The organism is Mesorhizobium sp. WSM4837, assembly GCF_055811435.1.
On record NZ_JBVVQE010000064.1, the window covers coordinates 24,987 to 39,976 of the forward strand.

General features: G+C 62.4%; 17 protein-coding genes. 15 read left to right on the forward strand and 2 right to left on the reverse strand.

From position 1 onward, the window contains the following. Nucleotides 1-2: 2 nt before the first annotated feature. A complete protein-coding gene (locus tag AC0L3D_RS28305; RefSeq protein ID WP_156942568.1) occupies nt 3-236 on the reverse strand; it encodes a hypothetical protein in 234 nt (77 codons plus the stop codon). 26 nt (nt 237-262) lie between these two features. Between AC0L3D_RS28305 and AC0L3D_RS28310 the strand changes: the two genes are divergently transcribed. From AC0L3D_RS28310 to AC0L3D_RS28345, 8 genes are all read left to right on the forward strand, one after another. Further along, a complete protein-coding gene (locus AC0L3D_RS28310) occupies nt 263-1,414 on the forward strand; it encodes a cupin domain-containing protein (RefSeq protein ID WP_128168452.1) in 1,152 nt (383 codons plus the stop codon). A gap of 72 nt (nt 1,415-1,486) precedes the next feature. Further along, entirely contained in the window at nt 1,487-2,620 is a 1,134-nt protein-coding gene (locus tag AC0L3D_RS28315) for an LVIVD repeat-containing protein (RefSeq protein ID WP_473646502.1), read from the forward strand. Nucleotides 2,621-2,629: 9 nt separating this feature from the next. Continuing rightward, the gene (locus AC0L3D_RS28320) at nt 2,630-3,037 is read left to right on the forward strand and encodes a RidA family protein (protein WP_419696862.1); all 408 of its coding nucleotides are present in this window, start codon (nt 2,630-2,632) and stop codon (nt 3,035-3,037) included. A 25-nt stretch (nt 3,038-3,062) separates the two neighbouring features. Beyond that, the gene (locus tag AC0L3D_RS28325) at nt 3,063-3,683 is read left to right on the forward strand and encodes a glutathione S-transferase family protein (protein WP_128182154.1); all 621 of its coding nucleotides are present in this window, start codon (nt 3,063-3,065) and stop codon (nt 3,681-3,683) included. After that, on the forward strand, nt 3,683-4,612 hold the full coding sequence (gene fhmpcd1, locus AC0L3D_RS28330; RefSeq protein WP_473646517.1) for a 5-formyl-3-hydroxy-2-methylpyridine 4-carboxylate 5-dehydrogenase: 930 nt from the start codon (nt 3,683-3,685) through the stop codon (nt 4,610-4,612). Before AC0L3D_RS28325 ends, fhmpcd1 begins: the two co-directional genes overlap by 1 nt. A 124-nt stretch (nt 4,613-4,736) precedes the next feature. Next, a complete protein-coding gene (locus AC0L3D_RS28335; RefSeq protein WP_023798266.1) occupies nt 4,737-5,579 on the forward strand; it encodes an ABC transporter ATP-binding protein in 843 nt (280 codons plus the stop codon). A gap of 198 nt (nt 5,580-5,777) precedes the next feature. Continuing rightward, nucleotides 5,778-6,377, forward strand: coding sequence for an ABC transporter permease (locus AC0L3D_RS28340; protein ID WP_473646504.1), 600 nt, complete (start codon nt 5,778-5,780; stop codon nt 6,375-6,377). 39 nt (nt 6,378-6,416) lie between these two features. After that, nucleotides 6,417-7,427 (forward strand): ABC transporter substrate-binding protein, encoded by a 1,011-nt coding sequence (locus AC0L3D_RS28345; protein ID WP_473646506.1) that lies wholly within the window; start codon nt 6,417-6,419, stop codon nt 7,425-7,427. Between the two features lie 39 nt (nt 7,428-7,466). On the opposite strand, the gene AC0L3D_RS28350 is transcribed toward AC0L3D_RS28345, so the two are convergent. Beyond that, entirely contained in the window at nt 7,467-7,886 is a 420-nt protein-coding gene (locus tag AC0L3D_RS28350; RefSeq protein WP_473646507.1) for a hypothetical protein, read from the reverse strand. Between the two features lie 103 nt (nt 7,887-7,989). Between AC0L3D_RS28350 and AC0L3D_RS28355 the strand changes: the two genes are divergently transcribed. The 7 genes from AC0L3D_RS28355 to AC0L3D_RS28385 form a co-directional block, all read left to right on the forward strand. Then, complete coding sequence (locus AC0L3D_RS28355; RefSeq protein ID WP_128182162.1) at nt 7,990-9,018, forward strand: putative B6 ABC transporter substrate-binding protein; 1,029 nt, start codon at nt 7,990-7,992, stop codon at nt 9,016-9,018. A 77-nt stretch (nt 9,019-9,095) separates the two neighbouring features. Next, the gene (locus tag AC0L3D_RS28360) at nt 9,096-10,664 is read left to right on the forward strand and encodes a putative B6 ABC transporter ATP-binding protein (RefSeq protein ID WP_473646509.1); all 1,569 of its coding nucleotides are present in this window, start codon (nt 9,096-9,098) and stop codon (nt 10,662-10,664) included. Then, entirely contained in the window at nt 10,661-11,758 is a 1,098-nt protein-coding gene (locus AC0L3D_RS28365) for a putative B6 ABC transporter permease subunit 2 (RefSeq protein ID WP_473646510.1), read from the forward strand. Before AC0L3D_RS28360 ends, AC0L3D_RS28365 begins: the two co-directional genes overlap by 4 nt. A 4-nt stretch (nt 11,759-11,762) precedes the next feature. After that, complete coding sequence (locus AC0L3D_RS28370; protein WP_473646512.1) at nt 11,763-12,698, forward strand: putative B6 ABC transporter permease subunit 1; 936 nt, start codon at nt 11,763-11,765, stop codon at nt 12,696-12,698. A gap of 48 nt (nt 12,699-12,746) precedes the next feature. Then, nucleotides 12,747-13,553 (forward strand): 4-pyridoxolactonase, encoded by an 807-nt coding sequence (pldA, locus tag AC0L3D_RS28375; RefSeq protein ID WP_027154179.1) that lies wholly within the window; start codon nt 12,747-12,749, stop codon nt 13,551-13,553. Nucleotides 13,554-13,579: 26 nt separating this feature from the next. Next, a complete protein-coding gene (ppaT, locus tag AC0L3D_RS28380; protein ID WP_473646514.1) occupies nt 13,580-14,758 on the forward strand; it encodes a pyridoxamine--pyruvate transaminase in 1,179 nt (392 codons plus the stop codon). Between the two features lie 30 nt (nt 14,759-14,788). After that, the coding region (locus tag AC0L3D_RS28385; RefSeq protein WP_473646515.1) for an SDR family NAD(P)-dependent oxidoreductase at nt 14,789-14,990 on the forward strand (202 nt) is incomplete at its 3' end.

A 14,990-nucleotide genomic window follows, 5' to 3' on the forward strand; every position in this document is an offset into this window, starting at 1 on the left:
GTTCAACCAAGTTCCTTTGGTTGAAAACAAAATTCGAGTTGGTTGGGCTGCCGAGCGATTGCCACGGCCGCAATGGTACGATCCGCCGGCCATTTTCTCGCATCTTTTCGACTTTTTTGCCCCTTTTGGGGCCATTCGGCCTCCATAGAAGCACTCAACCAAAAATTTTTAAAATTCTCAGTTTTGGGATTGTCCAGAAAAACCAATCCGAATACGGTTGAGTTGGTTAAACGCATTTTCTTCGTGAAGAGAGGTGTCAGAGATGTCCTTGGCGCAACCGGCAGACCTTACCGTCACCAACAAGAAGGCAGCGCTGAAGGGCCTTTATGACGCCCTCTACGAAAAGAATATGTTCCCGTTCTGGGCGACGTCGGAAGGCGTCGATCACGACGAGATCAAGCAGCTCATGGCGACCTCGAAGGCGATCCCCTTCGTCTGGTCCTATGCCGATATCGAGCCGCTGCTGCAGCGCGCCGCCGAACTGGTGACCATGGACGACAGCGAGCGCCGGTCGCTGATCTTGGTCAATCCGGGGCTCGCGCCCAAGCGCGCCTCGGTCAGCACCATGTACACCGCCTACCGCCTGAATGATCCGGACGAGATCATGCCGCCGCACAAGCATTCGCCGAGCGCCATACGTTTTGGCCTGACCGGCAAGGGCAATTTTACCGGCGTCGAGGGCGAGGACGTGGTTTTCGGCCCCGGCGACATGGTGCTGACGCCGAACGACGCCTGGCACAATCACGGCACGGTCGGCGGCGAACAGGCGGTCAACCTTTCGGTCCTCGACCTGCCGCTGGTCGAGACGCTGCACGCCGTGCATTTCGATCACAAATACACCGAGATGGTCGACGGCAAGGAAGTCGAGAAGAAGGTGCAGACCGCGCGTTTTCCGAGCGATTATTCGCAGCGAATCTATGGCGAGGGCGGCCTGATGCCGCGCTTCGTCGACCACAAGCGCGGCGGCGGCCTGTCGTCGCCGATGTATGTCTATCGCTGGGAAAAGATGGAAGCGATCCTCGACGCGCACAAGGATTGGGACGGCGATCCGCATGAAGGGATCGTCATCGACTATGTCGACCCCACCACCGGCGGCCCGGTCTTCCGCACGATCAACTTCTACGTGCAGATGTTGCGGCCGGGCGAAAAGACGCTGCCGCAGCGCGAGACCGCCAGCCTGCTGTTGGCGCCGTTCCGCGGCAATGGCCATTCGATGATCGACGGCAAGCGCTACGACTGGAACCAGTTCGACACGATCGCCATACCGGGCGGTTGCTGGGTCGAGCATATCAATGGCTCCTCGACCGAGCCGGTCATCTTCTTCGGCGCGACCGATGCGCCGACACAGAAGGCGCTGCTGCTCTACAAGCGCTGGGGCCGCAACCAGGCCGGCGATCTGCTCCGCATCGTCTAGTTTGCAGCGGAAACCGTCCGCGCCGCCATAATGGCGCGGACATCGAAAGAGACGGTTCAGCAGCAAGGGCGGATGCATTTGGTTTCGGCGTTCAACACAAAGCAGATCGGCCATGTCGACTGTCCGGGCGGTGGTCAGGTCTGGGTCGACGGCAACATTCTCTATATCGGCCACATGCGTCCGCCGAGCGGCACGACGCTTGTCGACATTTCCGATCCGCGCAATCCCAAGAAGGTCGCGACGATCGACGTTCCGCCCGGCTGGCACTCGCACAAGGTGCGCGCCCAGGACGGTCTGATGATCATCAACCACGAGCGCTTCGGCAATGCGGGCCCGGCCGATTTCGGCGGTGGCCTGGCGCTCTACGACACGACCCGACCGGCGGAGCCGAGGCTGATCTCGAAGTGGATAACCGGCGGCCATGGCGTGCATCGCTACGACTATGACGGCCGCTATGCCTATATCTCGCCGACCGCCGACGGCTATGTCGGCAACATCGTGATGATCCTAGACCTGATCGATCCGGTAAATCCGGTCGAAATCGGCCGCTGGTGGATACCGGGGCAATGGACCGGCGGCGGCGAAGAGTATCCGTGGCATGATTACGTCACGCCGCGCTGCCACCATCCGTTACGCATGGGCGACCGGCTCTATGTCAGCTACTGGCATCACGGCCTGTTCATCCTCGACATTTCCGACATTTCGAAGCCGAAGCTTGTCTCGCATGTCAATTCGAGCCCGAGCTTCCCGCACCCCACGCACACATGCCTGCCGATCCCGCAGCCGCTCAAGGGCCGCAACATCATGGTGGTGGCGGACGAGGATGTCGCCAAGCTCCGACCTTCGCCGCCGGCCTTCACCTGGATCTACGACATCACCGACGAGACGAACCCGCTGCCGATCTCGACCTTCCAGGTGCCTGGCCTCGACCCGGATGGCGAACCACAACCGCCAATGACCGGCTGCCATCAGCCTTCCGAGCGGTTCAAGGGCACCATCATTCCGTTTGCATGGTTCGCCCAGGGGCTGCGGCTGGTCGACATCGCCGACCCGTTCGCACCCAAGGAGGTCGGCCATTTCGTGCCCGATGCGCCTGAGGGCGCCGAGCGATCGTCTTCCAACGACGTCACCATCGACGATCGCGGCATCATCTACCTCATCGACCGCGTCCGTGGCGTCGATATCATCGAAACCAGCGTTCTCTAGGGGGATAGGTTGAGCGACAGCACGCGAAAATCCGCCAGCCACTACGCCATTGGCAAGAAGAATCCGAACCTGCCGTTTCATCCGGCGGTGCGTGCCGGCGATTTCATTTTCGTCTCCGGCCAGGTGCCGAAGGACGAGAACAATAACATGATCAGCGGCACGATCGAGGAAGAGACGCTGGCGACGCTGAGGACCATCGCGCGCGTCATTGCCGATGAGGGCGCAAAGCTCTCCGATGTCGTGCGGATCACCACCTATCTCGAGGATACGCGCGACTTCGGCCGCTACAACAAGGCGTTTCTCGAAGGGATCGGCGACGCGGTGCTGGCGCGCACGACGGTGGAGGCAAAGGCCGTCATCAACACCAAGATCGAAATGGACGCTATCGTCTACAAGCCGCTGCCGGCCGGCAAGTAGGCCACGACACAATCGAGGAGATGATATGTACAAGCTCTTAGGCCGCCAGACATCGGGCAACGTTCAAAAGGTGCTCTTCATGCTCGAAGAGCTTGGCGCGCCATACAAGCGCGAAGATTACGGCCGCCAGTTCGAAAACACCCAGACGGCCGAATACAAGGCGCTTAATCCGACGTCGAAAGTCCCGACGCTGGTCGACGGCGACACCGTGATCTGGGAGTCCAACACCATCCTGCGCTATCTCGCGGCATCCGGCGGTGAGCGGCTGAATGGCGCCACCCCTGCGGAAAAGACCGAGGTCGAGCGCTGGATGGATTTTCTGCTGGCGGCGGTCAATCCCGGCTATATGGCTGCCTTCAAGGGCGCCAAGCTGACGCCAGAGGAACAGACCGCCGAATACAAGGAACAGGTCAAGGACCTGGTGGCGCAGCTCAAGATCATCGACGGGCATCTGGCCGGCAAGGAATTCCTGGCGCTGGGAAAGCTGACCATTGCCGACATCGCCTGCGCACCGATCCTGAAACGTTGCATCGACTTCAAGATCGACCGGCCGTCGCTGCCCAATCTCGAGCGCTGGGTCGCCGCAATCGCCGCTCGTCCAGCCTTCAAGGCGGCAACCGCTGCGGCTCCCGCAAAGGCCGCATGATGATCAAGCGCGCCGCTCTCATCGGACTGGGAACGATGGGTCCGGGCATCGCCGCGCGGCTTTCGCCCGGCGGGCTCGACGTGGCGGCGTACGACGTTTCCGATGTCGCGGTCGAACGCGCCCGCGGCACGCTCGACATCGCCGGCGGGGTTCTGGACCGTCTCGACATCAAGGTGCCGGCAACGGGCGCCGGCACGGTGCGCTTCGTCCGCACCATCACCGAGGCCGTCGATGGGGCGGAACTGGTCATCGAGAATGTGCCTGAGAATATCGACACCAAGGCCGAAACCTATCGCGCCATCGACCCGCTGATCGGCTCTTCGGTGATCGTCGCCTCGGACACGTCGGGTATTCCGATCACCAAGCTGCAGGCCCATATCTCGCACCCCGACAGGATGGTCGGCATGCACTGGTCGAACCCGCCGCACATCGTCCCGATGATCGAGGTGATCGGCGGCGAGAAGACCGCGCCCGAAACGGTGGCGACGATACGCGACCTGATCCGCTCGATCGGGCTGTTGCCGGTGGTCGTGAAGAAAGACGTTCCCGGCTTCGTCGAAAATCGCGTGCTTTACGCACTGCTGCGTGAAGCGGTGGATCTGGTCGAGCGCGGCGTCATCGAACCGGAGGATCTCGACACCTGCGTATCCTGGGGCATCGGCTACAAGATCGCCGTCATCGGGCCAATGGCACTGCTCGATATGGCCGGCCTCGATATCTACAAATCCGTCTCTTCGTTCCTGAACGCCGATCTCTCCAATCGGGATGATGTGGCGCCGATGGTGCTGGAGAAGACCGGTGCATCGAAGTTCGGCATCAAGTCGGGCGAAGGCATGTTCTCCTATACGCCCGAGCAGATAAGGGCGCTGCAAGGCGAACGGGCGCGCAAGCTGGTCGCGGTGCGCCGCATCCTCGAGGGCCGGGAGTAGCCGATGGCACGAGTTAGGCATGAGGCTGGCTATGCCGGGGACTTCACCCGGTTGGCCGTTCATGCGGACTGTGCCATCAAGACAGCGCTGCTGCGGCCAATCACAATGCATGGGGTGATCGACCATGCAGGTTGAAACCATTCGACCCGCCGGCGGCCGACCGACCCACATCCGCCACGACGACCTCATTTCCGCCAAAGGCGTTTCGGTGGTCATGGGCACGGATCGCAACCGGCAGCTGATCCTCAGGGATATAGACCTTGCAGTTCCGCAAGGCTCGTTCGTTTCCCTGATCGGCCCTTCGGGTTGCGGCAAGAGTACGCTGCTCAAAGTGCTGGCTGGGTTGGTAAATCCGAGCAGCGGCAGCGTCTCGGTTGCCGGCGTTTCGCCAGGCGAAGCGGCGCGCAAGCGGATGATCGGTCTGGTCTTTCAGGATGCCAATCTGCTGCCGTGGAAAAACGCCGTCGACAATGCCTCGATGCTGCTCGGCATCGCCGACAAATCGATGTCGCGCTCGGCGCTGCGGGCACGTGGACAGGAAATGCTGGATCTGGTGGGACTTGGCGATGCCGCCCACAAGCGCCCAAACGAACTGTCTGGCGGCATGCGGCAGCGGGTTGCCATCGCCCGGGCTTTGGCGCTCGATCCGGCGGTCTTGCTGATGGACGAGCCGTTTGGCGCCCTTGACGCGATCACCCGCGACTCGATGGGCCAGTCGCTGCTGGAGATCTGGCAGCGGACCGGCAAGACGATCGTCTTCGTGACGCATTCGATCGACGAAGCCATTCAGTTGTCGCGCCAGGTCCATGTTCTGGGAATCAAACCGGGACGCATTACCCAGAGCCTGGACATTCCGCTGCCTTATCCGCGCGACGCTTCCGTGACCGAAGTCCCCGAATTCGTCAGGCTGGTGCTTCAGCTTCGAACGATGCTGCGCTCCAGTCACCAGCCGGGAGGCGCGACGTGAGCAGGCAACCCCTCATGAATCTCTCATCGCCGCAACCGGTTTCCGTCTGGGACGCGGCAACGAGCAGCTGGCTTCCGGCGGCTATCCTTCTGCTGGTGACGATCGTGGTGTGGGAAGCCGCGGTTCTCGATATCTTCCTTTATCGTTCCTGCCCCATCCGAGATTGCGAAATCGCTGGTCGCGCAGTGGGGCACTCTCATGCAGGCGACGGTGGTCACGGCAGGCGAAATCCTGTTTGGCTTTGTTGTCTCGGTCATAGTCGGCATTGCGCTTGCTCTCGTCATCGTGCGCTTCGATTGGCTGGGCCGCGCGCTCTATCCGCTCGTCGTGCTGTTCCAGAATGTGCCGAAGGTCGCGCTGGCGCCGATCTTCATCCTCTGGTTCGGTTATGGGCTCGCTCCCAAGATCGGTCTGATTCTGGTCATCGCCTTCTTCCCGGTGACGCTGTCGATGCTGGCCGGCATGCAATCGGTCGACCGTTCGCTTCTGTCGCTGATGAATTCGGTCGGCGCCAGCCCGACCCAGATCCTGTTCAGGATCCGTGTCCCCCACTCGCTTCCGAGCCTGATGGCCGGGACCAAGATCGCCGCGACCCTGAGTGTGATCGGCGCGATCGTCGGCGAATTTGCCGGAGCCTCGGACGGGCTCGGCTACGTCATCCAATTCGCGTCGACCCAACTCGACACGGCCCTTGTCTTCGCGGCGCTGCTGCTGGTTTCAGTGCTCGGCATCGCCTTCTACTACGCAGCCGAAATTCTTGAACGTGTCGTGGTGCCGTGGGCGCCGAAATTCAGCTAGGCCTAGGATCTTTCGAACAACCAAACAAGGGAACAGACAATGCTGAGACGCTCTCTTATCAAGGCGGCCACCTTTGCGGCGTTTGTCGGCGCGCTTGGCTTCTCGAACGCGGCGCTGGCGGCGGACACGGTCAACGTCCAGCTCGACTGGGTGGTGCGCGGCAATCACGCCATGTTCTTTGTCGGCAAGGAGAAAGGCTTCTTCGCCAAGAACGACATCGATGTGAGCGAGGTCCGCAAAGGATCCGGCTCGCCGGACGCCATGCGGCTGGTGGGCAACGGCAACGCTGAATTCGGCTTCGGCGATCTTCCCACGCTTGCCGTGGCAAGGTCGCAGAACGTTCCCGTCGTGGCGCTCGCGGCGGTCAACCAGCAGTCGCCGCTGGGCATTATTTCGCTCGCCAAGACGCTTAAGCTGACCAAGCCTTCAGACCTCAAGGGCCTGACCATCGGCATCCACCCGGCGGGCTCCACCTACATTTTCTTCAGGAGCTTCCTGGCTGCCAACGGCATGAGCGAGAAGGACATGACGCTCAACAGCGTCTCGCCGCCTTACGAAAGCTACCTGCTGCTCGGACGGGTGCAGACGGTCGTCGGTTATCTCGACGCCGAAGTGCCAGAACTTGAAGCCAAGGCTGGCGGCCCAGGGTCGCTGAGCATCATGCTCGGCGCGGATCATGGCTGGAAGGCCTATGGCTCGGGGCTGTTCACCTCTGAGGCGATGATCAAGGACAATGCCGATGTCGTGCGCCGCTTCGTGAAGGCCTACAGGGAGGCTTTCGACTATGTCGCGGCCCATCCGGAAGAAGCCGCCGAGATCACCGCCAAGGCCGTTCCTGGCTATGCGGAGAAGAAGGATGTGCTGCTGGCCCAGCTCAAGGCCGACATCGCTTCGACGTTCAACAGCCCGGCGACGAAGGAACACGGCCTCGGCTGGATGACGAAGACCCAATGGGAAGAGACCTTGAAGACGCTGACGGATCAGGGCGTGCTCAAAACGGCCCTGTCGGCCGACGACGTCTTCACCGACAAATTCCTGGCGGCAGAGTGAGGGTCGGGGGTGGTGTCTGACCTGGCAAAAAGCGAGCGTCTACCGGCAGACCAGCCTGTCGTCCGCTCTGCTGCAGGTCACGGCCATTTGCCCCTTTCTTCCACTGGTCCGGTCGAGCGCGATTTGCACGCGCGTGGCGTATGCCTGCTTGGAAAGGCCGCACCACAGCCGCTCGACGGGCAGGTTTTCGCGCTTGTCGTTGAGGATCGCAAATGTCCCGGTTTCTGGATCGAACCACAGCTCGACACGGGCGCTCTTGCCCGGCGCCGCGGTGGCGATCGTGGCCGAATACCAGTGGGCGAAGTCTGCATTGCAGGAAAGCGCCTCACGCCCCGCATTCGAGATCGTCAGCGGCACCGGATCGAGCCCTTCGGTGCCGGTTCGCACAGTGATGTGCCGCAATTCAACCGCGTTGGCGAACGATGTGAACGCCAGAATTATCGGAAGAATGTATCGCACAACCACCTTGCCTGAACTCCGTGTGGAATTGTTCAGGCAGTCTACCTCGCTTTTGCGCAATAACAATAAGAATATCTTGGGTCAACCGAACAGAGAGGGTAACATGTCTAAGTTCCTGAAGGGTAGCGTAAGCGCTGTTATATTAAGCGGCCTTTTGCTGGGTAATGCACTTGCCGCCGAAGTCAAGTCCATTGCCATCCTGACGCCGGAAGAAGGCACCGATTATGGCTGGAACCAGCAAGGCATCGACGCTGCCAAGGCAGCGGCGAAAGCTGCCGGTGTCGAGATAGTGACGGCGCAGGGGCTCGGCTATGGCGACGTGCGCCCGACATTGCGCGAACTGGCGGCCGACGGCGCCAGCCTGTTGATTGCCCATGCCAGCGGGTACAACACCGCGGCTCCCGAAATCGCCAAGGAAACCAAGGTGCCAGTGGCGATCGTCGACACGCCGACCGGCCTGGAGGCTGGGCTCGTCGCAGACTACACGCTGAGCGGTCACGAAGGCGCGTACCTTGCCGGCCGTCTCGCCGCCAAGATGTCGCGTTCCAAGTCGGTCGGCATCGTCGTGTCCGGCGAGCCTCCGTCGTGGAACTCGCAGTCGGCGGCGTTCGCGCAAGGTGTGAAGGCCGAGAACCCGGACGTCAAGGTCACCTATGCGGTGATCGGACCCGCCGCCTACAGCGATGCGGCCGGCGGCAAGCGCGTTACCGAAAGCGTGATCGCATCGGGCGCCGACATCATCTTCGGCCAGGGCAACGGCTCGAGCTTCGGCATGCTGCAGGCGGTCGAGACGACCAAGGCCGGCGATGGCGGCAAGGTCTATTTCATCGACGTCATCGGCGACAAGACGCCGATCGACAAAGGCTTCCTGCTGTCGTCGGTGGTCTGGAACATCGAGCCTGTCTATGCGGCGATGATCGCCGACCTCAAGGCCGACACGTTCGGCACCAAGAGCTACTCGATCGGCCTCAAGGACGATTCGGTCAAGCTTCTGAAAACCGCTGCGATCCCGGACAATGTATGGGCGGAGATCCAGACGCTGCGCGAGGACATCGTTTCCGGCAAGACCAAGGTCGATCCGGTCTATGATGCAGCAGCAGTCAGGGCGCTGATGACCAGCGTCGCCCAGTAAGGCGCTTCAATGCAGGTTTCCGGAGGGGTGACAATTCACCCCTCCGGACCGATTTCAAGTTTCAAGGCTTTGGCTTCATGAGCAGTGCTTCCTCATTGTCGGTCGACAAGCACGACATCGTCGCGCTTGAAGGCGTGACCAAGCGGTTTCCCGGCGTCGTCGCCAACGACAGCGTCGATCTGGCGATCCGTCCGGGTGAAGTGCATGTGCTGCTCGGTGAAAACGGCGCCGGAAAATCCACCTTGATCGGCATGCTGTCCGGCCTGCAGCAGCCGGACGAGGGCCGCATACTGGTCGACGGCGAGCCTATCGCGATCACCTCGCCGCGCCATGCGCTGGCGCTCGGCATCGGAACCGTATTCCAGCACATGATGCTGGTGCCGACGCTGACGGTCGCGCAAAACCTGTTGCTCGGCGGCCCGTGGTGGCAGCGGCCCAAGACCGAGGAACTGGAAGCGCGCGTCGCCGAAATCACCAGGGCGCTCGGTATCACGGTCAAGCTGCATGCCAAGGTGTCGGAACTCTCGCTCGGCGAACAGCAGCAGGTCGAGATCCTGCGCGCGATGGTGCGCAACAGCCGGATTCTGATCCTCGACGAGTCGACCTCGATGCTGACGCCGAAGGGCATCGATGAGCTGGGCGCGCTGATGCGCCGCCTTGTCGAACAGGGGCTGGCGATCGTCTTCATCACCCACAAGCTCAAGGAGGCGGCGGCCTTCGGCGATCGAATCTCGGTGCTGAAACTCGGCCGCAAGGTCGGCGAAATTCCTCCCGAGCGGTTTCGCGCGCTAGGCGAGCAGGCGATCGTTTCGGAGATCGTCGAATTGATGTTCGGCAAGCAGAAGGACGACCCGGAAGCGTCCGAGCGTCCGGTTCGCACCATTCACGCCGGAGCGGCTCCGCTGCTTCAGGTCCATGAACTCGCGGTCGCACCGACAGACGACGCGCCGGGCCTGTTATCGATTTCGTTCGACATCCGTCCAGGCGAGCTGCTGGGCATCGCTGGTATCGACGGCAATGGCCAGAAGCAATTGGCGGAGGCGCTGGCTGGCCAGCGGGCGACGGTGAGCGGTTCGGTCCGGCTGCAGGGCACGCCCATCGAGGCGCTGAGCGTCGGCGAACGCCGTGAGCGAGGCCTTCGCTACCTGACCGACGATCGGCTCGGCGAGGGCACGGTCGGGACTTTTCCGGTCTCGATCAATTTCTTCCTCAAGCAGGTCGGCGCCGCTCCCTTCTGGCGCAACGGCGTCGAGCAGCGCGCTGAAATCGACAAGCGCGCCGCTCAACTGATCCGCGAATACGACGTGCGCACGCCCAGTCTGAAAACGCCGGTCGCCCGACTCTCCGGCGGCAATATCCAGAAGGTGCTGCTGGCGCGCGAACTCGCCGAAGGCGCAAAAGTGGTGATCTTCAACAAGCCGACCTATGGCCTCGATCTCGCCAATACATTGGCTTCGCGCCAGCGAATCCGCGATACGGCGGCACGCGGCCTTGCCGTGCTGCTCATCTCCACCGACCTGGAGGAGTTGCTCAGCATGTGCGACCGCATCGCCGTCATCTCGAACGGCTCGCTGGTCGGCACGGCCGAGAATGTCGGCGATGCCCGCTCCAAGATCGGTCGCTTGATGATCGGACTTGCCGCATGAGCATCGACACCGTCCCAGCCGCCGGCGCAACCGCACTCGATGCCACGGCTGCTGTGGTCACGCGCCGCGATATCCAGCATCGGCTGCTGATGACCCTCGGCCCTATACTGGCCGCGCTTATCATCGCCGGCTGCATCCTGCTTGCCGTCGGCGTCGACCCGCTTGCCTATTATGGCTTTGTGCTCAAGAGAGGGCTTTTGTCGCCGCTCGGCATCCAGCAGACGCTGACGCGCATGGCGCCGCTGCTGTTTCTTGCCGCCGGCCTGATCGTGGCCTTTCGCGCCGGCATGTGGAATCTCGGCGGCGATGGCCAGTTCCTGCTCGGCGCGGTAACGGCCGCCGCCAGCGCGCCGCTCTTCGTGGAAGTCATGCCTGCCTGGCTGGCGCTGATTTGCTCGTTTGTCATCGCCATGGCGGTTGCGATGCTCTGGTCGCTGGTGCCGGCCCTTTTGCGGGCCTATCAGGGCGTCAACGAGATCATCACCACGCTGATGATGACGTTCCTGGGCACCTCGCTCGCCAATGTGCTGGTCAAGCTGGTGTTTCGCGATCCGGGCACGACCGTGCCGCAGACCCGCACCTTGCCGGTCGAGGACCGGCTGCCGCGTCTGCTCGACACGACCATCACCAGCGGCCTGCTTCTGGGACTGGCGGCGATCATCACCGTACATCTGGTGATGACGCGCACGGCCTTCGGCCTTAAGCTGAGGATCGTCGGGGCCAACCCACGCGCGGCCATCCATGCGGGGCTCGGCGTGCCGAAGCTCACCATTGCCGTCTTCGCCATTTCGGCCGGGCTGGCCGGACTTGCCGGCGCTGTCGATATCCTCGGCGTCCAGGGTAACGTCCGCGCCGACTGGAACCCCGCTTACGGGCTGGCGGTCATTCCCGTCGTGTTCCTCGCCCGCATGAACGGCTTTGCCGCCATCGGTTTCGTGTTCCTGCTTTCGGTGCTGTCGATCGGCGGCGAGAGCGCGGCCCGCCGCCTCGGCGTGCCCAATCATTTCACGCTGGTGCTGGTCTCCATCGTGCTGATCGTGCTCGCGCTCGCCGAATACATCGATCACCGCTACAATCAGTCGCGGAGGGCCTGAAGTTATGACCGGGCTGTTCAGCGAAGTCTTTCTCAGCGCGCTTTTGTTTGGCGCCGTCACCGCGGCGATCCCGCTGCTGCTGGCTGGCCTCGGCGAACAGATGTCCGAAAAGGCCGGCGTGCTCAACATCGGCATCGAAGGCATGATGCTGGCCGGCGCCTATCTCGGCTTCGTCGGCGCCTTCTATTCCGGATCGCTGTGGCTGGGCTTTCTCACCGGCGCCGGCGGCGGTATCGCCGTGGCGCTGGTCATGGCGCTGCTTTGCGTGCGCATCGGCTTGAACCAGATCGTCATCGGCATAGCGCTGACATTGGGACTTGAAGGCCTGACGGCGCTGCTCCACCATTTCCAGTTTTCGCGCAGCTATCCCCGCCTGCCAGCGGTGGATGTGACCGTCATTCCGTTGCTGTCGGGCATTCCGGTGATCGGGCCGGCGTTGTTCAGGCAGCATCTGATCGTCTACCTGGCGGTAGCACTGGTTTTCGCCATGGGCTACATCTATCGGCGCACGCAGCTCGGCCTGAACCTGCAGGCGGCGGGCGACAAGCCGGCCGCGCTTGACGTCGCCGGCATCGACGTCGCACGAACCCGCACCATCGCCGTGCTGACGACTGGAGCGCTGGCAGGGCTTGGCGGCGCCTTTCTCGCCAATGTCGGCGCCGGCCTGTTCATTCCCTTCGTCACCAATGGCGCGGGCTTTCTCGGCATCGTGCTGGCCATGCTGGCGCGTGGTCGCCCGGTCTGGGTGCTGTTCGGTGCCTTGTTGTTCGGCGTGTGCCTGTCGCTGACGACAGCCATGCAGGTGGCCGGCATCAACATACCAACCGACGTCATCCAGATGCTGCCGTTCCTGGCGGTGATGATCATGCTGGTTCTGTTCGGCCGGCGGGCCAGCCTGCCGGCAGCGCTCGGCATTCCATACGAGCGCGGCGTGCGCTGATCAGGTTCAGGCGCGGACGGGACCCGCGCCAACAGAGGAGAGAACAAAATGTCGGATACCAAGGTCTATCTGCTCGATGGTGGCTCGCTCGTTCTCGACGGCTATCACGTGTTCTGGAATCGCGGCCCCGGCGGCGAAGTGCGCTTTCCCGTCTATTCGATCCTGATCGAGCATGCCGAGGGCCGGTTTCTCATCGACACCGGCTACGACTACGACCACGTCATGAAGGTGCTGCCTTTCGAAAAGCCGATCCAGGAAAAGCACCAGACCATTCCCGGCGCCCTGGCGCTGCTCGGCCTCGAGCCGAAGGATATCGACGTCGTCGTCAATTCGCATTTCCACTTCGACCATTGCGGCGGCAACAAGTATTTTCCGCATGCCAAGAAGATCTGTCATCGCACCGAGGTGCCGCAGGCTTGCAATCCCCAGCCTTTCGAGCACCTCGGCTATTCGGATCTGAGTTTTTCGGCGGAGGCTGCCGAAGCGCGTGACGCGACCGCGCAATTGCTGGAGGGCACGACGCGGGCCAACTCGACCTTCGAGGGCATCGACGGCGATGTCGAGCTTGCCAGGGGGGTCAAATTGATCTCGACGCCCGGCCATTCTATCGGCCATTACAGCTTGCTGGTCGAATTTCCCAAGCGCAAGCCGATCATGTTCACCATCGATGCGGCCTACACGCAGAAGAGCCTTGAAACGCTGTGCCAGGCGGCCTTCCACATCGACCCGGTGGCGGGTGTCAACTCGATGCGCAAGGTGAAGAAGCTCGCCGAGGATTATGGGGCCGAGCTGATGTATTCGCACGACATGGAAAACTTCAAGACCTATCGGACCGGCACGCAATTCTACGGCTGACCGCCGCCAACGAAGAGACAAAGACCATGCGCTATCTCGAACACGCCGAACCGGTCATCACACTTACTGCCGGGCCGGTGAACGCCTATCCCGACGTGCTGCGCGGCCTCGGCCGCACCGTGCTCTACGATTACGACCCGGCGTTCCAGCTCTTATACGAGCGTGTGGTTGACAAGGCGCAGAAGGCGATGCGGCTGTCCAACAAGCCGGTCATTCTGCATGGCGAGCCGGTTCTTGGCCTGGAGGCCGCGGCAGCCTCCCTGATCACGCCCGACGACGTCGTGCTCAACCTTGCCTCGGGAGTCTACGGCAAGGGGTTTGGTTATTGGGCGAAGCGCTATTCGCCGCATCTGCTCGAAATCGAGGTGCCCTATAACGAGGCGGTCGACCCGCAGGCGGTTGCGGCAATGCTGGAAACGCATCCGGAAATCAGCATCGTTTCCGTCTGCCACCACGACACGCCGTCGGGCACCATCAACCCGATCGACGCCATCGGCGCGCTGGTTTCGGCGCATGGTGCCTATCTGATCGTCGACGCCGTTTCGTCCTTCGGCGGCATGAAAACGCATCCCGAGGACTGCAGAGCCGACATTTATGTCACCGGCCCGAACAAATGCCTCGGCGCGCCTCCCGGGCTGACGATGATGGGCGTCAGCGAGCGGGCCTGGGCGAAAATGAAGGCCAATCCACTGGCGCCGCGCGCGTCGATGCTCAGCATCGTCGATTGGGAGCATGCGTGGTCGAAGGACAAGCCGTTTCCGTTCACGCCGTCTGTCGCGGAAGTGAACGGGCTCGACGTCGCGCTCGATCTCTACCTCAACGAGGGACCGGCGGCGGTGTGGGCGCGCCACGCGCTCACCGCCAAGGCCATGCGCGCCGGCGTCGCCGCGATGGGTCTGTCGATCTGGGCGGCCAGCGACATCATCGCATCGCCAACCACGACTGCCGTCCGGACGCCCGAAGGCATCGACGAGGAAGCGCTTCGCCAGGCTGCGCGCGCCCGTTACGGCGTGGTGTTTTCGTCGGGCCGGGGCGAGACATTGGGCAAGTTGACGCGCATCGGCCATATGGGCCCGACCGCCCAGCCGATCTATGCGATCGCGGCGCTGACGGCACTTGGCGGCGCGATGAATGCTTTGGGCGAAAAGCTCGCGGTCGGCAAAGGCATCGACGCGGCGCTCGCCGTTATCGACGCCGACGCCTGAGATGAGTCACAGATCACATGGAGCACGGAAATGACTGAACGGCTTGCGGGAAAGACCGCCCTGGTTACCGGGGCCGCACAAGGCATCGGCAAGGCGATCGCCGCGCGCTTGGCCGTCGATGGCGCGACCGTCATCGTCAGCGACATCAATGTGGAAGGCGACGAAGGGCACGATGCTGGCGTTGTTGACCAAGATATCGATGCCACCGGTCAGTGCCTGGATCTCGGCGAAC

Coding starts and splice junctions, on each gene's coding strand:
- AC0L3D_RS28325 (WP_128182154.1), top strand. CDS start 3,063: ATGTACAAGCTCTTAGGCCGCCAGACATCGGGCAACGTTCAAAAGGTG.
- AC0L3D_RS28310 (WP_128168452.1), top strand. CDS start 263: ATGTCCTTGGCGCAACCGGCAGACCTTACCGTCACCAACAAGAAGGCA.
- ppaT (WP_473646514.1), top strand. CDS start 13,580: ATGCGCTATCTCGAACACGCCGAACCGGTCATCACACTTACTGCCGGG.
- AC0L3D_RS28355 (WP_128182162.1), top strand. CDS start 7,990: ATGTCTAAGTTCCTGAAGGGTAGCGTAAGCGCTGTTATATTAAGCGGC.
- AC0L3D_RS28345 (WP_473646506.1), top strand. CDS start 6,417: ATGCTGAGACGCTCTCTTATCAAGGCGGCCACCTTTGCGGCGTTTGTC.
- AC0L3D_RS28315 (WP_473646502.1), top strand. CDS start 1,487: ATGCATTTGGTTTCGGCGTTCAACACAAAGCAGATCGGCCATGTCGAC.
- AC0L3D_RS28305 (WP_156942568.1), bottom strand. CDS start 236: ATGCGTTTAACCAACTCAACCGTATTCGGATTGGTTTTTCTGGACAAT.
- AC0L3D_RS28340 (WP_473646504.1), top strand. CDS start 5,778: ATGCAGGCGACGGTGGTCACGGCAGGCGAAATCCTGTTTGGCTTTGTT.
- AC0L3D_RS28365 (WP_473646510.1), top strand. CDS start 10,661: ATGAGCATCGACACCGTCCCAGCCGCCGGCGCAACCGCACTCGATGCC.
- AC0L3D_RS28370 (WP_473646512.1), top strand. CDS start 11,763: ATGACCGGGCTGTTCAGCGAAGTCTTTCTCAGCGCGCTTTTGTTTGGC.
- fhmpcd1 (WP_473646517.1), top strand. CDS start 3,683: ATGATCAAGCGCGCCGCTCTCATCGGACTGGGAACGATGGGTCCGGGC.
- AC0L3D_RS28335 (WP_023798266.1), top strand. CDS start 4,737: ATGCAGGTTGAAACCATTCGACCCGCCGGCGGCCGACCGACCCACATC.
- pldA (WP_027154179.1), top strand. CDS start 12,747: ATGTCGGATACCAAGGTCTATCTGCTCGATGGTGGCTCGCTCGTTCTC.
- AC0L3D_RS28360 (WP_473646509.1), top strand. CDS start 9,096: ATGAGCAGTGCTTCCTCATTGTCGGTCGACAAGCACGACATCGTCGCG.